The 15,762-nt window shown below is 35.6% G+C and carries 19 protein-coding genes; 12 read left to right on the top strand and 7 right to left on the bottom strand.

Annotated elements, in window-relative coordinates; translation table 11 throughout:
• Positions 1 to 416: 416 nt before the first annotated feature.
• Entirely contained in the window at positions 417 to 548 is a 132-nt protein-coding gene (locus AC3WJF_RS08940) for a DUF3941 domain-containing protein (RefSeq protein WP_492451316.1), read from the bottom strand.
• A gap of 63 nt (positions 549 to 611) precedes the next feature.
• Complete coding sequence (locus tag AC3WJF_RS08945; protein ID WP_492451317.1) at positions 612 to 1,472, bottom strand: DegV family protein; 861 nt, start codon at positions 1,470 to 1,472, stop codon at positions 612 to 614.
• Between the two features lie 130 nt (positions 1,473 to 1,602).
• On the opposite strand from AC3WJF_RS08945, the gene AC3WJF_RS08950 reads away from it, so the two are divergent.
• The gene (locus AC3WJF_RS08950) at positions 1,603 to 2,457 is read left to right on the top strand and encodes a YitT family protein (protein WP_492451319.1); all 855 of its coding nucleotides are present in this window, start codon (positions 1,603 to 1,605) and stop codon (positions 2,455 to 2,457) included.
• A gap of 64 nt (positions 2,458 to 2,521) precedes the next feature.
• On the top strand, positions 2,522 to 3,244 hold the full coding sequence (locus AC3WJF_RS08955; protein WP_492451321.1) for a BsuPI-related putative proteinase inhibitor: 723 nt from the start codon (positions 2,522 to 2,524) through the stop codon (positions 3,242 to 3,244).
• 14 nt (positions 3,245 to 3,258) lie between these two features.
• On the opposite strand, the gene AC3WJF_RS08960 is transcribed toward AC3WJF_RS08955, so the two are convergent.
• From AC3WJF_RS08960 to AC3WJF_RS08970, 3 genes are all read right to left on the bottom strand, one after another.
• Positions 3,259 to 3,438, bottom strand: coding sequence for a DUF3813 domain-containing protein (locus tag AC3WJF_RS08960; RefSeq protein WP_492451323.1), 180 nt, complete (start codon positions 3,436 to 3,438; stop codon positions 3,259 to 3,261).
• Entirely contained in the window at positions 3,438 to 3,593 is a 156-nt protein-coding gene (locus tag AC3WJF_RS08965) for a hypothetical protein (RefSeq protein WP_492451325.1), read from the bottom strand. Before AC3WJF_RS08965 ends, AC3WJF_RS08960 begins: the two co-directional genes overlap by 1 nt.
• Positions 3,594 to 3,698: 105 nt before the next feature.
• Positions 3,699 to 4,511 carry a Cof-type HAD-IIB family hydrolase gene (locus AC3WJF_RS08970; RefSeq protein ID WP_492451327.1) on the bottom strand — a complete coding sequence of 271 codons (813 nt, stop codon included), beginning with the start codon at positions 4,509 to 4,511 and terminating at the stop codon, positions 3,699 to 3,701.
• Between the two features lie 141 nt (positions 4,512 to 4,652).
• On the opposite strand from AC3WJF_RS08970, the gene AC3WJF_RS08975 reads away from it, so the two are divergent.
• The 4 genes from AC3WJF_RS08975 to clpB all read left to right on the top strand — a co-directional run bounded on the left by AC3WJF_RS08975 (position 4,653) and on the right by clpB (position 8,939).
• A complete protein-coding gene (locus tag AC3WJF_RS08975; protein WP_492451329.1) occupies positions 4,653 to 5,420 on the top strand; it encodes an alpha/beta fold hydrolase in 768 nt (255 codons plus the stop codon).
• A gap of 69 nt (positions 5,421 to 5,489) precedes the next feature.
• Complete coding sequence (locus AC3WJF_RS08980; protein WP_492451331.1) at positions 5,490 to 5,798, top strand: metal-sulfur cluster assembly factor; 309 nt, start codon at positions 5,490 to 5,492, stop codon at positions 5,796 to 5,798.
• A gap of 79 nt (positions 5,799 to 5,877) precedes the next feature.
• Positions 5,878 to 6,057: a YjzC family protein gene (locus AC3WJF_RS08985; protein ID WP_492451332.1), complete on the top strand. Its 180-nt coding sequence runs from the start codon at positions 5,878 to 5,880 to the stop codon at positions 6,055 to 6,057.
• A gap of 284 nt (positions 6,058 to 6,341) precedes the next feature.
• Positions 6,342 to 8,939 (top strand): ATP-dependent chaperone ClpB, encoded by a 2,598-nt coding sequence (gene clpB, locus AC3WJF_RS08990; protein ID WP_492451334.1) that lies wholly within the window; start codon positions 6,342 to 6,344, stop codon positions 8,937 to 8,939.
• Positions 8,940 to 9,011: 72 nt separating this feature from the next.
• On the opposite strand, the gene AC3WJF_RS08995 is transcribed toward clpB, so the two are convergent.
• Positions 9,012 to 9,194 (bottom strand): YjzD family protein, encoded by a 183-nt coding sequence (locus AC3WJF_RS08995; protein ID WP_492451336.1) that lies wholly within the window; start codon positions 9,192 to 9,194, stop codon positions 9,012 to 9,014.
• 376 nt (positions 9,195 to 9,570) lie between these two features.
• Here AC3WJF_RS08995 and AC3WJF_RS09000 point away from each other — a divergent pair, with 376 nt between their 5' ends.
• From AC3WJF_RS09000 to AC3WJF_RS09010, 3 genes are all read left to right on the top strand, one after another.
• Positions 9,571 to 10,308 carry a hydrolase gene (locus tag AC3WJF_RS09000; protein ID WP_492451338.1) on the top strand — a complete coding sequence of 246 codons (738 nt, stop codon included), beginning with the start codon at positions 9,571 to 9,573 and terminating at the stop codon, positions 10,306 to 10,308.
• 60 nt (positions 10,309 to 10,368) lie between these two features.
• The gene (locus tag AC3WJF_RS09005; protein WP_492451340.1) at positions 10,369 to 11,160 is read left to right on the top strand and encodes a hypothetical protein; all 792 of its coding nucleotides are present in this window, start codon (positions 10,369 to 10,371) and stop codon (positions 11,158 to 11,160) included.
• Between the two features lie 95 nt (positions 11,161 to 11,255).
• The gene (locus AC3WJF_RS09010; RefSeq protein WP_492451342.1) at positions 11,256 to 11,447 is read left to right on the top strand and encodes a ComZ family protein; all 192 of its coding nucleotides are present in this window, start codon (positions 11,256 to 11,258) and stop codon (positions 11,445 to 11,447) included.
• A 249-nt stretch (positions 11,448 to 11,696) separates the two neighbouring features.
• On the opposite strand, the gene AC3WJF_RS09015 is transcribed toward AC3WJF_RS09010, so the two are convergent.
• Positions 11,697 to 12,056, bottom strand: coding sequence for a hypothetical protein (locus AC3WJF_RS09015; RefSeq protein ID WP_492451344.1), 360 nt, complete (start codon positions 12,054 to 12,056; stop codon positions 11,697 to 11,699).
• A 534-nt stretch (positions 12,057 to 12,590) separates the two neighbouring features.
• Between AC3WJF_RS09015 and AC3WJF_RS09020 the strand changes: the two genes are divergently transcribed.
• From AC3WJF_RS09020 to AC3WJF_RS09030, 3 genes are all read left to right on the top strand, one after another.
• Entirely contained in the window at positions 12,591 to 13,529 is a 939-nt protein-coding gene (locus tag AC3WJF_RS09020; protein WP_492451346.1) for a beta-ketoacyl-ACP synthase III, read from the top strand.
• Positions 13,530 to 13,607: 78 nt separating this feature from the next.
• Positions 13,608 to 14,849, top strand: a complete 1,242-nt coding sequence (fabF, locus tag AC3WJF_RS09025; RefSeq protein ID WP_492451347.1) for a beta-ketoacyl-ACP synthase II — start codon at positions 13,608 to 13,610, stop codon at positions 14,847 to 14,849.
• Between the two features lie 85 nt (positions 14,850 to 14,934).
• Positions 14,935 to 15,726 (top strand): DUF2268 domain-containing putative Zn-dependent protease, encoded by a 792-nt coding sequence (locus AC3WJF_RS09030; protein WP_492451348.1) that lies wholly within the window; start codon positions 14,935 to 14,937, stop codon positions 15,724 to 15,726.
• The last annotated feature ends 36 nt before the right edge of the window (positions 15,727 to 15,762 follow it).

The raw sequence follows: 15,762 nt of genomic DNA on the forward strand, positions 1-15,762 counted from the left end.
AAGCAGTATAAAGGACACCTTCGAGCAAAATAGTGTTCGGGTTGTCCTTAAGAAGCAGTATAAAGGACACTTTCGAGCAAAATAGTGTTCGAGTTGTCCTTAAGAAGCAGTATAAAGGACATTTTCGAGCAAAATCGTTGTCAAGATGTCCTTAAGAAGCGTTATAAAGGCCACTTTCGAGCAGAATCGATGTCGAGATGTCCTTAAGAAGCAGTATAAAGGACACCTTCGAGCAAAATAGTGTTCGGGTTGTCCTTAAGAAGCAGTATAAAGGACACTTTCGAGCAGAATCGTTGTCAAGATGTCCTTAAGAACCAAAATAAAGGTCACCACCTAGTAAAAAATGGTTCAATTGTCCTTTATAGGTGGTATAAACCACAATTTAAAATAAAAAAAGACAAGGAAAATTCCCTGTCTTACAAATGATCGGTTTTCTTTGAATATTGATGTTTTCCGGCTTTACGATTTTTTTCTCGCTCCATATTTTTCTCGTGTCTTAACGCATTATTATCCTTTGCTTTTTTATCATTGTCGGATGTGTGTGACATGAAAGAAATTCCCCCTTCAAATTGGTCATCCTTAATATTACCAAGGTAGGAGGATTTTATTAATTATCGGAGCTTATTCAAAAAGAAAACAGCTAATGTACTCGGACCAGCATGGGATCCTACAGCAGATCCTATTATATTGATATAAAAGTCAGTTACTCCAAAACGCTCTTCGATTAATTTCTTTAAATTCAAAGCCGCTTCTTCGTCATCACCATGACAAATCCCGATACATTGCTTCTGCAGTCGATCGCCTCTTTCTTGCATTATATCGAGCATTCGCCCGAGTAATTTTTTCTTTCCTCTAATTTTTTCAAGCGGTATAAGCTTTCCATCCTCGACATGGAGAAGCGGTTTTATATTTAATAGTCCACCTAAAAAAGCAGAGGCTTTCGATAATCTTCCGCCTTTTGCAAGATAATCCAGGTCATCTACCGTAAATAAATGTTCCATATGTTCACTATTAAAAAGTGTTGCTTTAATAATTTCCTCTTGAGAGGCATTTGCCTTTAACATGCTAACAGCATTCATTACAACGAGACCGTAACCTACTGAAGCACATTTTGAATCAATAATCGTTAGATCTAAATCCGGATATTCTTCTACTACTTGTTCACGGACCATTACAGCTGTTTGGTACGTTCCTGATAATGCAGAAGAAAAAGCCACGTAAATCCCTGATTGTTTTGATTTTGCAAGATCAACGAAGACCTTTTCAAAAACCTCCGGTGATGGCTGGGAGGTTTTTGGAACCTTTCCTGCACGAATTCCATCAAAAACCTGCTTCGGATTGATTGTTTGTATATCTAGATATTCTTTTTCATCCATATAAACATTTAGTGGAATTAACGTTACATCATTTTCTTCAAAAAATTCTATTGGTAAATCACAAGCACTATCAGCAAACAACTTAATAGCTGTCATACGTATTCACCTATGCTTTCGTTTTTTATTTCTTTTATTCTATCTATTTTACCTAAAATTCACAATCATTTTTGGTATGAAGTTTCGTTATTACGGATATAGAGAATAATAATAATAAGGAGGGGTGTTTATGAAGAAAGAACTTTTATTGGAGCATGGTAAAAAAATAATCGTCGTCTTAGTTGGAGCCATATTAAATGCATTTGCCATGAACTATTTTTTAAAGCCAGCGAATGTTTACGCAAGTGGTTTTACAGGGGCCGCCCAGCTTTTATCCAATATTTTTACTCAATACACACCTATAAATGTTTCCACAGGATTACTATTACTAATATTAAATATTCCAGTAGCGATCCTAGGGTGGGTGAAGGTAGGAAAGTTATTTACATTATATAGCTTTGTGTCAGTAGTATTAATGTCGGCTTTTTTAGAAATTATTCCTGTCCATAAAGCCTCAGGCGATATTCTATTATATGCTGTATTCGGTGGAGTTCTGCTAGCAGTTGGTGTCGGAATTACTTTGAAATTTGGAGCATCGACTGGTGGATTAGATATAATTGCGATGGTTCTATCGCGTATGAAGGACAAACCAGTTGGAGTCTATTATTTTGCCTTAAATGCAGTAATTATTTTAACAACAGGATATTTATTTGGGTGGGACAAAGCACTCTATACCCTTGTCTCATTATATGCATCGACAAGGGTTATAGATGCCATTCATACGCGTCATCAAAAGCTAACGGTCATGATTATTACAAAAATGTCTAATGAGATGAAGCAGGCCATACATGCAAAGCTAGTACGGGGAATAACCTTAATTCCTGCTAAGGGAGCATTTTCGAATGAAACAAAGGAAATGTTAATGATCGTTATTACTCGATATGAATTGTATGAAATGGAGCATATCATAAGGACGATTGATCCAAATGCTTTTACTAATGTTGTGCAGACGGCAGGAGTATATGGTTTTTTCAGAAAGGATTAATTTCAAGTTGAATAGAATATACTATTAGGTGAGATTTTTCCAGTTTTGGAAAGGAGATCACTTAATGAAAAAATACTATGGTTTTCTTTTTTTGATAATGCTTCTTTTTCCTAAATTAGCTTATGCCACAGGGGAGGATGATATAGGGGTGGTATCATGGGATGCTAAACTTAGACCATATGCAGATCAGCTGGAAATTACATTAATTGTTCGAAATATTTCTGAACGTCCAGTACATCTGGAATTTCCAACAAGTAAATTATACGATTATTCAATAATGGACAAAAACAGAGAAGTTTTCCGATTTAGTAAAGGGAGATTTTATTTACAAGCATTTCAATATGTAAATCTTGCTAGTGGAGAGGAAAAACGTTGGACCATTCATTGGGATTATCAAAGTAATGGAAAACGAATTTCACCTGGTACATACACCTTCATTGCACAACTGTTACCTACTAAAATTAATGGGATGCCAAGGACACAGCAATTGATTGCAAAACAAGATTTTACCGTTCCTTCCTTACACAGTATACAGATCGAAGGAAGTGGAGGAAAATACGTTATTACTGGAGTTAGGGACTCTTCTAAGGAAAAGTATTATTATACAGTGGATGATGGGCATCGTATTTTGATTGGGAAAAAAGCCATTCCATTTGCGAGTGATACAAATACATTTCAAATTTCGCTTCTGCTTCCGGATGAAATAGTAACTCAGAACGAAACGCTGATTTTTTCTATTTATAATTCTAAAGATGAGCCGATATTTGTCCAAAGCTTAAAAAAATAGCTGCCAACTGGCAGCTATTTCAATTGATCTAACTCAATTTGCATCTCGCGTAATTGATTTTGCTCGGCAATTGTAGAATTAGCGAATGCGGAGGAAAGTGCATTCTTGGCTTTTTGCATAGCTTGCTCATCACTAGGAGAACCTTTTGCTCTTTCAACAAAAAATCTTGCTTGTTGAAATAATTTATTTCCCATTATTCTGCTCCTCCTAATGACGATTCTTTCATGAACTCTAGCTGACGTTCTTCTGCTTCAGCATATGTGGATCGGTATGGAAAGCGCTCATCATGCTTTGACACTGCATCTTTTCCTTGCTGAACAAAACGTTTCGATTTGTTTCTTTTACCCAAACGAAACACCGTCCTTCGCTAGAATTAAACGAATGAAGATCCGTTCTTTAAATAGTATGGACTTCATATTACCTTCAAGTCTGGTAAAATAATGAAGATTCTTATCTATTTGATCTTGAAATATTCTTCCAAGAATACGGAAACTCCATCCTCCATATTCGTTAATGTTACATGATTTGCTATATCTTTCAGCGGATTTATCGCATTACCCATTGCTACTCCCACGCCGGCATAATCAATCATTTCAAAATCATTATCTTCATCACCAAAGGCAATAATATTCTCACGTGGAATGTTATAGTAATTTGCTACGCGTTCAATTCCGCTTGCTTTACTTAATCCATATTTAACAATCTCAATAATATGCCATGGAGCACCCCAGCGTCTATGATCAATTACCTCTGCATGAACATCGGATAAATGCTGGCGAATCATTGGTACATCTTTTTCATCCGCATGAATTAATAAAGAAGTAGGATTATCTTGTAAGAAATTTAATAAGTTTCCTGTAGTTATTTTCGGACTTTCATGATGGAAAACTTCCAATAATTTTTCATCATGATAATGAAAGTAAACATTATCTAATACTTCCGCAATAATATTATGGATATTATATTGGTGACATGTATCAACGATATTTTTTGCCACATCTAAACCTATTGGTTCGTGGTACATGCCCCATCTTGCTTCTAATGGGTGATGGACAAATGCACCGTTAAAATTTACAATTGGGGAATTTAAGTTTAATTCTTGGTAGTATCTTTTACTAGAACGAAACGGTCTTCCAGTAGAAATCATCACGATATGCCCCTGCTGCTGTAGATTAGTTAGGGTACGAAGATTTCTATCAGATATATTTTTTTCATCAGTTAATAATGTTCCATCTAAGTCTAAAGAAATTAGGTACGGTTGTGGCATTTCATTTCTCCTTTGCTGAATCAAATTCGTAGGAATAGTCAAGTAAATTTGATACACTGACATTGTAAAAATAAAGTTGTAATTTCAATATACTAAATAATATTGATAATTTGAAGGAATATGTGTCAGGAGGAGCGTTTTGTGATTCAAATACATAAAGAGAACATTGATGATATTCCGGTTTTGCATGTTATTAAGAATCATTTATATAAAGAAAAGATACCTCTTATTATTTTTATCCATGGTTTTGAATCCGCTAAGGAACATAATCTCCACTATGCGTATTTATTGGCTGAAAAAGGATTTCGCGTAGTATTACCGGAGATAATGCACCACGGGGAAAGAAAAATAGAGATCACTAAAATGGAAATGATGTTAAAATTTTGGGACATGATTTTACAGACAATAGAAGAAATAGAGAAAATCAAGGATTATTATGTGGATAATGAATTGACAGACCCAGAAAGAATTGGCTTGGTCGGAACCTCAATGGGAGGAATCATTACTAGTGGAGCACTAACCAAATATCCGTGGATTAAAGCGGCTGTTATTTTGATGGGTAGTCCAAATTATGAGGAATTTGCACTTAGTCAAATAGAGCAATTACAAAATAGTGGTGTTAAAATACCTCTGACAGATCGACAATTGGATGAGCAGATTACATTTTTGCATAAATATGATTTAAGTAAACAACCACAATTATTGAAGATGCGTCCTATTTTATTCTGGCACGGTGTAAATGATAACATGGTTCCATATCAACCTACATATAATTTTTATAAAAAGATTCAAGCCCTTTACCTAAATGCTCCTGAACGTTTAGAATTTATAACCGATAAAAAGGCGGGACATAAAGTTTCTAGAGAGGGTTTACTAAGAACAGTTGATTGGTTTGAGAGTTGGATGTAAAGTGTCTTTATTTCGTTTTTTCTTTTAAGTTTGTTATGATTAATTAAATAAATAAAGGAGTGAATTGGAATGGATGAGGAACTTAAAGAAAGTATATTTGGTGCTCTGGAACAAGTTATTGACCCAGAACTAGGAATAGATATTGTCAATCTTGGACTTGTATATGATTTAGATATAGATGATGCAGGAAAAGTAACGGTTACAATGACTTTAACCGCTATGGGATGTCCGCTTGCAGGAGTTATTGTAGATCAAGTACAAACTGCCTTGCGTGATTTACCAGAAGTGAAAGATACGGAAGTAAATATTGTCTGGAATCCGCCTTGGACAAAGGATCGCCTTTCACGCTATGCAAAAATTGCATTAGGTATTAGTTGATTTGGGTAAATTATCCACTTATGTCCGTCCTGAAATAACGCAAAATATTATTGACGCTACCTGAACAGGAGGGGACCATATGGGACAACGTCGCAGATTTCATTCCGGAGATAAAGCGCCAAACAATGGAGTGTATGTAGAAGTTGGTGAAAATGGGAGTATGGTGATTAACCCAAAGAGTGTCAAATTAAATGCGGGAGATCATTTCCCTGAAACCTCAAATGACGAGCGTCATTGGACATATAGGCGCAAACCTTAAGCCATCCTAATTTGGATGGCTTTTTCTATGGATTATCGTGTTTGACTGAATTATTTTGAGAAGTGTCTGAATTATTCTGAGAAATGCCTGAATTATTTTTAGTTATGACTGAATTAATTGCAGAAGTGCCTGAATTAATAATATTTCGCTTAATTAATGTGTAATTTTACCGAAATAAAATTACTAATTCCTTATAAAACAACAAACATTAGCCCAATTTTGCTCTTTGGTAATTTGTAGCATAAAATAGTCTTAATATTATTCACACTTGAGGTGATGATGAAGTGGATATCAATAAAATGACTTTTTCTGTACAGGAAGGCTTAGCAGAAGCTGGGCAAATTACAACCACTTTGCAGAATCCGGAGGTAGATATTGTCCATTTATGGAAATCACTAACCGAAAAGCCGGATAGTTTGTTAGTTAGCATTTACGAGAGAGTTGGCATTGCCAAACAAGAATTGGAATCCATCATAAACGATGTATTAATGAAAAAAACACAAGTGTCTGGCACCAGTTCCGGTGGCCAATATATTTCCGCGAACATGCAAAAGCTTTTTCTTGATGCTGACAAAGAAGCATCAAAGCTCGAAGATGAATATATTTCAGTGGAACATTTAATTCTTGGGTTAACCACACAACAGCATAATGAGATCTCCAGCTTTTTAATAAATAAACAAATTACGAGAGATAAATTACTTACGGAAATCATGCAAATAAGGGGGAATCAAAAGGTGACATCACAAAATCCAGAAGCAACGTACGATACTTTAAAAAAGTATGGACGAGACTTAGTAGCAGCTGTAAAGGAAGGGAAAATTGACCCAGTAATTGGTAGGGACAGCGAAATTCGTAACGTTATTCGAATTTTATCTAGAAAAACGAAAAATAATCCTGTTTTAATCGGGGAGCCTGGAGTTGGAAAAACGGCGATTGTGGAAGGCTTGGCACAGCGTATTGTTAGAAAGGATGTACCGGAAGGCTTAAAGGATAAAACGATATTTGCCTTAGATATGGGATCACTTATTGCTGGTGCGAAATTTCGCGGAGAATTTGAAGAAAGACTTAAGGCAGTTCTTCAGGAAATTAAAAAAAGTGAGGGGAAAATTCTCTTATTTATTGATGAAATACATACCATAGTTGGTGCAGGAAAAACGGAAGGTGCGATGGATGCAGGGAATATGTTGAAACCGATGCTTGCAAGAGGAGAACTGCATTGTATTGGTGCGACAACACTTGATGAATACCGCAAATATATTGAAAAAGACCCTGCCTTAGAAAGAAGATTTCAACAGGTGCTTGTTCAGGAGCCAACGTTGGAAGATACAGTTTCTATTTTGCGTGGTCTGAAAGAAAGATTCGAAATTCATCACGGTGTCAATATTCATGACCGTGCATTAGTTGCGGCCGCTACTCTCTCCAATCGCTATATCACCGATCGCTTTTTACCAGACAAAGCAATTGATCTTGTAGATGAGGCATGCGCAACCATTCGGGTCGAAATTGACTCCATGCCCAGTGAACTCGATGAGGTAACAAGACGTGTTATGCAACTGGAAATTGAAGAAGCTGCATTAAAAAAGGAATCAGATGAAGCGAGCAAAGAACGTCTAGGAATATTGCAAAAAGAACTTGCAGATTTTAAAGAAAAAGCAAGTGGAATGAAAGCAAAATGGCAGGCTGAAAAAAATGAACTACAGACCATTCAGGAAAAACGCGAGCAACTTGAGAAAATGAGAAGGAAGCTGGAAGAAGCGGAAAATGAATATGACTTAAATAAAGCAGCAGAATTACGCCACGGAAAAATACCTGCTTTAGAAAAAGAACTTAAGGACTTAGAAGGAACGCTTGCTGATCATAAAGGGGAGAATAAGCTAATACGTGAGGAAGTCACCGAAGATGAGATTGCTGATATTGTAGCAAGGTGGACGGGCATTCCTGTTTCAAAATTAGTGGAGGGGGAACGGGAAAAGCTGTTAAAACTCGAAAGTATTTTACATGAAAGGGTTATTGGACAGGATGATGCAGTACGTTCCGTCAGCGATGCAGTATTAAGAGCAAGAGCGGGTATTAAAGATCCAAATCGGCCTATTGGTTCCTTTATTTTCCTTGGACCAACTGGTGTCGGAAAAACGGAGCTCGCTAAGGCATTAGCTCAAGTTTTATTTGATAGTGAAGAGCAAATGATTCGAATTGATATGTCGGAATATATGGAAAAGCATGCTGTATCCAGACTTATAGGTGCCCCCCCTGGATATGTCGGATATGAGGAAGGCGGTCAATTAACAGAAGCCGTCAGAAGAAAACCTTATTCTGTTGTATTAATGGATGAAATTGAAAAGGCACATCCAGAGGTCTTTAATATATTATTACAAGCGCTTGACGATGGACGAATTACTGATTCACAAGGAAGAACGATTGATTTTAAAAACACTGTTATCATTATGACCTCCAACATTGGATCTGCATTTTTGCTTGATAGAGAAAATATAGAAGATGAAATTGATGAGGGTACGAAGGATAAAGTATTAAAACAACTTCGAGCTTCCTTCCGACCTGAGTTTTTAAACAGAATTGATGATATTATTTTATTTAAGTCATTATCTATGGAAGATATTAAAGGAATAGTTTCTAAGTTAATTGAAAACCTACAAAAGCGACTTAGCGATCAATATATTAACCTAGAAATTACAGATGAAGCGAAGGGTTGGATTGCAAGCTCCGCCTATGATCCAATCTATGGTGCACGTCCGTTAAAACGCTTTATTCAACATCATATTGAAACAAAATTAGCAAGGGAAATTATTGCAGGTCATGTTCATCCATATGAAACAATCAAAATAAGTTTTGAAAATAATCAAATCGAAGTGTCAAAAAAATAACCTCGCAAATGGCGAGGTTATTTTTACGTCTAGTTTCAGCGCCTATCGGCTAGCGGCGCTTCCACATTTGAATTATTCTTCTGTTGCCGGTGTATTTGGAATAACGGCTGAAACGACAAAAATTAAGATGGCTACAACTACACCTAAAATCGCTGCAGTACCCATTGAATAGTTAGTATCCGTCATAGAACTTCCTACATATGCTAGCATTTGAACAAGTAAGAAGGACCAGAATAAAGTCCAAAAATATTTCATTAATAACACCTCGAATCTGCAGAAAATATGTATATTAATAGTAAATTTATATATCCGGTTACATCTTATCATAGCTTCTTCCATTTAGAAAGTGAAATTTCTAGTAAGTTTATTATATTGTTCCATTATTATTATAAGTTTTGCATCATAAAAATTATTTCACGAGTTTAATTTTGTTTAGCTTCAGAGCCTATCGACTAGCGGATGAGCAATACACTTGCACTTTTTAAATTTTTGCCCAATTCAGGAAAAAATAGGCTTCTCTCCTTACATTTTTTTAGCGGTGGAATACATTGTATTGAAATATGACAAATGCCTTTTAGCAATGGTTAAGAAAAAAAGACAAAAAATCATTACCAAATGAGGAGAAATTTTTATGCTTAATGAAACGTTTCAATTTGAACAGCAGTGGTGTATGATTCACTATCCCGAAAAGCCCAATGGCTTTGCTATTTTCATTATTGGTGATCAACAGCATTTTGTAAATGAAAATACAAGTTTTTGGCTTGAAAACAAAGGCAGGGAAAAGATGATAAGTGCCTTTAAGAATGAAGGATATTTAGTCTTTTACTCCAATTTATTTGGTCGAAACTGGGGAAATGACCCAGCGGTTAAACATACATTTCGCTTGTATCAGTACATTATCCGCCAAGAAATATTAAATAATAAAATTCACGTCATAGCGGAAGGAATGGGAGCATTAGTAGCTATTAAACTAATCCCTTTGCTAAAAGAAAATTTGCGTTCCCTTGTACTAATCTCTCCTTGCATATCACTAGAAACACATATCAATCAAGAGAAAAGGAGAAAATTCTTTTTCAAAAAATTATTAAGGGAATTGCACATAGCCTTCAATCAAGAAAAAACAGAATTATTTGAAGGATACGTGGATGAGCATGAATCAGATTTGAAAGAAATGAAGCAAGGTTTATGTGTATTTCAACGCATCGATAATAACAGCTATAAAAACCAATTTGAAAGCCTAAAAGAAATTATGGATCAGCGGGATAGGAGTCAGCGTCCATCAAAATACCATTTTGTTTTAACAGAACATCAGAATAACATGACTAATAAATTGATCGCTTTTTTAAAAGAACAGGAAAACGAATTGTAAGTATTCATGAAAAAGATATGGATGCATACGATACAAGTATAGAGAGAAAGGGGGAATATAATGGAAAGTGCAGTCGTTTGTGGAGCAAAGCATTTTGTTGGATTTGAGATTTGTAAAGAACTTTTAAACCGTGGTTGTAATGTATTGATAATGGATAATGAACAATATTTGGAAAGAAAACATGAGGAAAAATGGTTAGAAATCGGAAGAAATGCTAATTTAATGCAAGTGACAATAGAGGAAATAAGGGATGAAATAAATACTGAGGCAGTTTGTTTTATCCCTTTTATTGATTTTCTATGTCATCTTTCACCTGATAAAATTGATGATTTTGTATATACGGTTGATAATTTGTTACAAATAGAGAAAATTACGGAGTATAACATCATTTATCCAAGCAAGTATCAATATTCATTATCAGATACGAACAGGATTAAATTGGAAAAGGTATTTCGGAAAAATAAAAGAAATATAAAACTGGTAGAATTTTATGTACCGACTTTATATGGTCCGTGGCAACCTAACATTTATTTGTTTCAGCAATTAATTGAAGGTAAGCCTTCTAGTGATTATCTCGACGATCGACATGATGCTATTTTCGTTGAAGATGCTGTAAAGCAAATTATAGCTGGAACAAAACAATCGGAAAATGAACAAAGGATATTATTAAAAAATATTCACTCAGATATTTGGAAGAAATGTATCCAATATTTAGATGATACCTTTTCTATACCTGAGACAAATAGCGATCTTCTAAATAGTGATATACAAATAAAGACAGTTAAAGAAAAGCATTCTTATCAGGAAGGATTAACTTTACAATTGGAGTGTTTCAAACGATTTCAGGAATAACTCTTCCCAACAAGGGGGTTGCAGGGTAGAATAAAGTGGAAATAGTTTTTGCGAATGCAAAAAATTAGGCGATATTGCAGGAGGAATAGTACATAATGAACCAAGAAAAATCGATGGAATTTATGCAAATAGCGATGAAATACTTGCCTGAAGCAAAAGCAAAGCTGGATGAAGCAGGAATTGAGTTGTCTTTTGAAATGTTGTCCCCTTTTATGGAGTTATTTACGAATGTAATGAACGAAGCGTACGAATTAGGAAAAAAAGATGCATTAAAGACCAATGAATAAAGGCTCTTTTTGTAAACTTTGTTGTTTTTAATAGCATAAGTAAAGATAAAAAATCAGCTAATAGATGCTGATTTTTTTATTAGACTTTGGCTAGCTAATTTCTGCACGTAAACTACCTCACTGTGTTTCCTAAATCTTGCATCGAAGACTACGAAGGTGAAATTGGGAGTACAAATTTAACTCGGAGAAATTACATTTCAAATTTCACTCATCCGTACGCAGATATGCAAGGCGCCTACGCATTGCGTATTAGTCTTTATCTTTCTGCATAAAACTTTTAATCAACGGGGAGACTTTTTGAAACATTGGTTTTAATTCATTTAAAGAAACGATCAATTGATCAACATGTGTCATTAATTCATCGATATTTACATTGCTTAAATGTTTATTATTGAGAATACTATCTAACAACCCATCCGAAGGAGTGGGTTGATTTGCTTCACCCTGGCTTTGATTTTGACTATCATTCCGCATTAGACGATTCCTATTACCAAAAAACATATTATCGAATGGATGGACTTGTCGAGTATTATTTTCTTGTTTTTGATCTTGCTGCAGTTGTTGTCCCATTTCCTCTCCATTCTGGTTAAGTTCTTCTTCATTCATCAATAGAACACCTCCTGTCATGATACGATATGCATATTTGGGTATTGGAGAATAGACGATTGTCATATAATTGTAACTTATTGCTGTTTTTACATTTATTGCTTATAATCCAAAAGCGATTTTAACCTGTTGATTTTCTTCAATAGTTATGAATCCTAGGCTAGTTTGGTTTCGGGGCATCTTTTCTTATAGAGTTTAATCTTTATTAACCTAAATAAGGTTGTTACCTTGATTCTCGTATAAAAAAGCAACAAAGTATAAGAAGCATTACTTAAACGTATGAAGTGACAAAAAAAGGTCAGCCTGTTATAATTAGCAGCAGGTCATAATAATTGATACTTAGTTTATCGTTAGGAAATTATAAAATTTCACACAGTGGATAACCTTTTATAAAAAGTTGTCTACGTCTAGCTACAGCGCCTATCGGCTAGCGGATTTGTTTATCTTGCTACTTTTTTAACGATTCTAATAACCAAATGGAATAACAAATAGTGTAGACGAAAAAATTTTTATTTTGCAGAAAGAAGGGAAGGCAACATGAATGCTGGAATTATTGGAATTGGTAAATATACTCCAGATAAGGTATTAACGAATTTGGACTTAGAAAAAATGGTGGACACCTCAGATGAATGGATTCGTACGCGGACTGGAATAGAAGAGCGTCGTATTGCTGCTGATGATATGAATACTTCGGATATGGCATATGAAGCTGCCTTAAAGGCATTAGAAAATGCAAACTTAACCGCAGAAGACCTTGATCTTATCTTAGTAGGTACCGTCACGCCAGATATGCCTTTCCCATCTGTCGCATGCCTCCTTCAAGATCGCCTTGGTGCAACGAATGCGGCAGCAATGGATATCAGCGCGGCATGTTCAGGATTTATGTATGGGGTTGTTACGGCAAAGCAATTTATTGATACTAATACATATAAACATGTATTGGTGATTGGGGTTGAAAAGCTTTCCAAAATAACAAATTGGGAAGACCGTAATACAGCAGTTCTATTTGGTGATGGTGCAGGTGCGGCAATTATTGGTCCCGTTTCAGAAGGAAGAGGGATACTATCATTTGACTTAGGTGCTGCAGGTGTTGGTGCAAAGCATTTATTTGAAGATGAGCATGGGCATATTAATATGAATGGTCGAGAAGTATTTAAGTTTGCTGTTCGACAAATGGGAGAATCTAGTATTAAAGTAATAGAGAAGGCTGGATTAAAGAAAGAGGATGTAGATTTCCTTATTCCACATCAAGCAAACATTCGTATTATGGAATCTTCTAGGCAACGCTTGGAACTTCCTATTGAAAAAATGTCTAAAACAGTTCATAAATATGGTAATACCTCTTCCGCATCTATACCTATTTCTCTTGTGGAGGATGTTGAGGATGGAAGAATTAAAGAAGATGATATAGTAGTACTTGTTGGTTTTGGCGGCGGCCTTACATGGGGTGCGATTGCCTTAAGATGGGGAAGATAATAAGAAGATTAGAATAATTATTAAATTAAACATTTAAAAACAATCTTCTTGTTTTTGATGAAAAGGAGATGGAATAAAATGAATAATCGACGTGTTGTTGTAACTGGACTTGGAGCTGTAACTCCTCTAGGAAATGATGTAGAGACGTCTTGGAAAAACATTTTGGAAGGAAAATCAGGAGTTGGTCCGTTAACAAGGGTAAATCCTGATGATTATCCTGCGAAGGTTGCGGCTGAAGTAAAAGATTTTGATATCGAACAATATATTGAGAAAAAAGAAGCTAGAAAAATGGACCGTTTTACGCATTATGCACTTGCAGCGTCTACAATGGCTGTGAAGGATGCGGATTTGACGATAGATGAAGAGAATGCTTCCCGTGTTGGAGTCTGGATTGGTTCTGGAATTGGTGGAATGGAAACATTTGAAAACCAATTTGAGATGTTCCAAAAACGTGGATATCGTCGTGTCAGTCCATTTTTCGTTCCTATGATAATTCCTGACATGGCAGCAGGACAAGTGTCTATTTTCCTTGGTGCAAAAGGGATAAATTCTTGTACAGTGACTGCATGTGCTACAGGTACAAATTCTATTGGTGATGCATTTAAAGTGATTCAACGCGGTGATGCAGATGTTATGGTAACGGGCGGTGCCGAAGCTCCGATTACAAGAATGTCTGTAGCTGGATTCTGTGCAAATACAGCACTTTCCAATAATCCGGATCCAAATACAGCAAGCCGTCCATTTGATTTAAACCGTGATGGCTTTGTTATCGGTGAGGGCGCAGGGATTGTTATTTTGGAAGAATTAGAGCATGCATTAGCACGTGGTGCAAAAATCTATGCTGAAATAGTTGGATACGGAGCTACAGGCGATGCACACCATATCACAGCACCTGCTCCTGGTGGGGAAGGTGGTGTCCGAGCGATGAAAATGGCTATTCAGGATGCTGGATTAAACCCAGAGGAAATTGATTATATAAATGCCCATGGAACTAGTACAGAATATAACGATAAATTTGAAACGATGGCGGTAAAGACTGTATTTGGTGACCATGCTTATAAATTACCGATTAGTTCTACAAAATCCATGACTGGACACCTATTAGGTGCAGCAGGTGGAGTGGAAGCGATATTCTCGGTCTTAGCTATTAAAGATGGAATACTACCACCAACTATAAATATTGAAACACCAGATCCTGAATGTGATTTAGATTACATTCCAAATGAGGCGAGAAAGCAAGAAATTACCAGTGCCATGAGTAATTCACTTGGATTTGGCGGTCATAATGCCACCATTATTTTCAAGAAATTTGAAAAATAAATAGAACTTCTAAAAGAGATAGGTTTTTACTGCCTATCTCTTTTTTTTAGTTATATTCATATACTGTAAGGGATAAGTGAGGTGTTTGAAAAATGGGGTAGTTAGAACAGATAAATGGTTAGATGAATCCTTTAATAATCCCGAAGAATTATGCGGAAAAGCTAGAGGAAGCACTGAAGCAAATAGTGACCGAAGTTTTTATCAATATTTAAAAAGCTTTGGAATGTATCAGCCTTCGTATGTTAATAAAAAAATATTCGAAGCACTAAAAGAAGGGGAGTACTGGAGTAAAGTAAATAAAATATATGAAAAATACCGTAAATTGTGGAATGGACCTGAGGTAACTGTCTATATTTTCCCGATTAATGGAATAAATCGTCCATTTTTGAGACAAACAAATGGTAAATCTGGTGTTACATTCGAAAAAACTCTTTATTTATTTCTTTCCCCACTCTCAGATCTAAAGGAATTAGAAGCACTTTTTGTCCATGAATACCATCATGCTACAAGGATGCACTTACTAAAAAAAAGACCTCTAGACTACACATTATTAGATTCATTGATACTAGAAGGATTAGCCGAACAAGCGGTAGAAGAGTATTGTGGAGTAAAATACCTTGCCGAATGGACTAGAGGCTATTCAGAAAGGCAATTACAGCGTTTTTGGAATAGTGATTTTAAAGAACGGTTAACCATTAACAGAAGAAATTGGATGCATGATGATCTTCTTTTTGGTAGAAAATTTGTACCAAGAATGATGGGCTATGCGCTTGGGTACAAAATCATTTCAGAGTATAAAAAGGACCATCCATTTTCTATTGAAAAAACATTATCCATACCTTCTGATTCATTTCTTATCGACGGTTTTTTAGAGTAATTCAAGCACAGTATTCATACTGTGTTTTTTCATGCA

It is taken from the genome of Heyndrickxia sp. FW510-T9, from assembly GCF_058781025.1.

What these genes read in the sequence shown, in the direction of transcription:
- AC3WJF_RS08960 (WP_492451323.1), bottom strand. Translation starts at nt 3,438, where the DNA reads ATGGGAAATAAATTATTTCAACAAGCAAGATTTTTTGTTGAAAGAGCA.
- AC3WJF_RS08995 (WP_492451336.1), bottom strand. Translation starts at nt 9,194, where the DNA reads ATGAAATATTTTTGGACTTTATTCTGGTCCTTCTTACTTGTTCAAATG.
- AC3WJF_RS09005 (WP_492451340.1), top strand. Translation starts at nt 10,369, where the DNA reads ATGGAAAGTGCAGTCGTTTGTGGAGCAAAGCATTTTGTTGGATTTGAG.
- fabF (WP_492451347.1), top strand. Translation starts at nt 13,608, where the DNA reads ATGAATAATCGACGTGTTGTTGTAACTGGACTTGGAGCTGTAACTCCT.
- AC3WJF_RS08945 (WP_492451317.1), bottom strand. Translation starts at nt 1,472, where the DNA reads ATGACAGCTATTAAGTTGTTTGCTGATAGTGCTTGTGATTTACCAATA.
- AC3WJF_RS08940 (WP_492451316.1), bottom strand. Translation starts at nt 548, where the DNA reads ATGTCACACACATCCGACAATGATAAAAAAGCAAAGGATAATAATGCG.
- AC3WJF_RS08980 (WP_492451331.1), top strand. Translation starts at nt 5,490, where the DNA reads ATGGATGAGGAACTTAAAGAAAGTATATTTGGTGCTCTGGAACAAGTT.
- AC3WJF_RS09020 (WP_492451346.1), top strand. Translation starts at nt 12,591, where the DNA reads ATGAATGCTGGAATTATTGGAATTGGTAAATATACTCCAGATAAGGTA.
- AC3WJF_RS08970 (WP_492451327.1), bottom strand. Translation starts at nt 4,511, where the DNA reads ATGCCACAACCGTACCTAATTTCTTTAGACTTAGATGGAACATTATTA.
- AC3WJF_RS08950 (WP_492451319.1), top strand. Translation starts at nt 1,603, where the DNA reads ATGAAGAAAGAACTTTTATTGGAGCATGGTAAAAAAATAATCGTCGTC.
- AC3WJF_RS09000 (WP_492451338.1), top strand. Translation starts at nt 9,571, where the DNA reads ATGCTTAATGAAACGTTTCAATTTGAACAGCAGTGGTGTATGATTCAC.
- AC3WJF_RS08985 (WP_492451332.1), top strand. Translation starts at nt 5,878, where the DNA reads ATGGGACAACGTCGCAGATTTCATTCCGGAGATAAAGCGCCAAACAAT.
- AC3WJF_RS08955 (WP_492451321.1), top strand. Translation starts at nt 2,522, where the DNA reads ATGAAAAAATACTATGGTTTTCTTTTTTTGATAATGCTTCTTTTTCCT.
- AC3WJF_RS09010 (WP_492451342.1), top strand. Translation starts at nt 11,256, where the DNA reads ATGAACCAAGAAAAATCGATGGAATTTATGCAAATAGCGATGAAATAC.